Source organism: Butyricicoccus sp., from assembly GCF_050872565.1.
In the GTDB taxonomy this organism is placed as follows: domain Bacteria; phylum Bacillota; class Clostridia; order Oscillospirales; family Butyricicoccaceae; genus Butyricicoccus_A.
Genome location: NZ_JBNMHC010000442.1, coordinates 1 through 1,574, shown reverse-complemented (window position 1 = coordinate 1,574; position 1,574 = coordinate 1). Strand labels below are relative to the sequence as shown.

The window sequence follows — 1,574 nt, the reverse complement described above, 5'->3', positions numbered from 1 at the left end:
CCGAGCAAATGCCGCAGTCCCAATATTCCCTCTTTTTCTGTGCGGGAATGCGGTGGGAACACCGCGATCATCGGCTCGGTGCACAGCAGCATCGACTCCACATTTTCCAGCCGCAGCGGCGTGCGCGCAACCGAAACATCAATGATGCCGTCCAGCAACAACTGCAGCAGTGTAAACGTCGTGCCGTCCCGCACTTCAAAATTGACGTCCGGATATTGACGGACAAATCGCGAAATATCTGGCAAAATAGTCGGAACCGTTGTTGACGTAATGCCCAAGCGCAGCACCCGTTTTTTTCCGGCTTCCGACACTTCTCTGCTTGTAGAACGAGCGTATTCCAACAGACTATTCGCTCGCCGATACAGCATTTGTCCCGCCTCCGTCAGCTCTACGCCTTTGCTTGTGCGCACAAGCAGCGTTGTATGCAGCTCCTGCTCCAATTGCTTGAGCTGATAGCTCAACGGCGGCTGCGACATATTGAGCCGCCGTGCCGCCTCATGAATACTGCCGGATTCGGCAATGCGACAAAAATATTCCAGCTGCCGCAGTTCCATCTGTTTTCCCTCCCAGTGATAGAAAATAAATATCGCGCTAAAATAAAAACAATACTTTTTATATTTATCATAATGGACTATACTATATCTTGTCAAGAAACAGAAAGGAAGGAAACAAATGCAAAATCTTGCTGTTTATTTGAAAAAATATCGAAAGGAAAGCATTCTTGCGCCGCTGTTTAAGCTGCTCGAAGCACTGTTTGATCTGTTTGTCCCGTTGGTCATCGCTCGCATGATCGACACGGACGCAGTCTCGAACCGGCACTTGATCTTTCTGTATTTCGGTGTGCTGCTCCTGTTAGCTGTGGTCGGCTTAGGATTCAGCATAGTCGCGCAGTTCTTTTCTGCGAAAGCCAGTGTCGGCTTCGCCGGTGCTCTGCGGCAAGCGGTCTTTGACCACATCCAAACGTTCTCATTCACAGAATTGGATGCTATCGGTAGCGACACGCTGATTACCCGCCTGTCCGACGATGTCAACCAGGTGCAAACCGGTGTGAACATGGGTCTCCGCCTGCTGCTTCGCAGCCCGTTCATTGTTCTGGGTGCCATGGTCATGGCGTTTACCATCAATGTGCGCTGTGCGCTGGTCTTTGTCGTCACCATTCCGATTTTGTTTGGCGTGACATTTCTCATCATGAAGCTGAGTATTCCGCTGTTCGGAAAAGTGCAAGCAGGTTTGGATCGCGTGACAGCACTCACTCGTGAAAATCTGACTGGCGTTCGCGTTATCCGTGCGTTTTGCCGCGAACAGCGTTCGGTAGAAGAATTTGAAGAGAGCAATCAGGCACTGACTCGCCTGAACTTGTTCGTCGGCAGACTGTCCGCCCTGCTGAATCCGCTGACCTATGTGCTCATCAATATCGCCACAGTCGTGCTGATTCAGCAGGCAGGCGTACAGGTCAATCTTGGTAATCTGCCGCAGGGTCAGGTTGTCGCTCTGTACAACTACATGCTGCAAATCATCGTTGAAGTCATTAAATTGGCGGCGTTGATTATCACCTTGAACAAATCTTTGGCTTG

2 protein-coding genes are annotated in these 1,574 nt (G+C 50.4%); one reads left to right on the top strand and one right to left on the bottom strand.

The window, feature by feature from the left end:
• Positions 1-554, bottom strand: a 554-nt coding sequence (locus ACR0P9_RS12330) for a LysR family transcriptional regulator (protein ID WP_432620575.1), incomplete at its 3' end; no start/stop codon positions are given.
• A 118-nt stretch (positions 555-672) separates the two neighbouring features.
• Between ACR0P9_RS12330 and ACR0P9_RS12325 the strand changes: the two genes are divergently transcribed.
• Positions 673-1,574: ABC transporter permease (locus tag ACR0P9_RS12325; RefSeq protein ID WP_432620573.1), on the top strand; the 902-nt coding region annotated here is incomplete at its 3' end.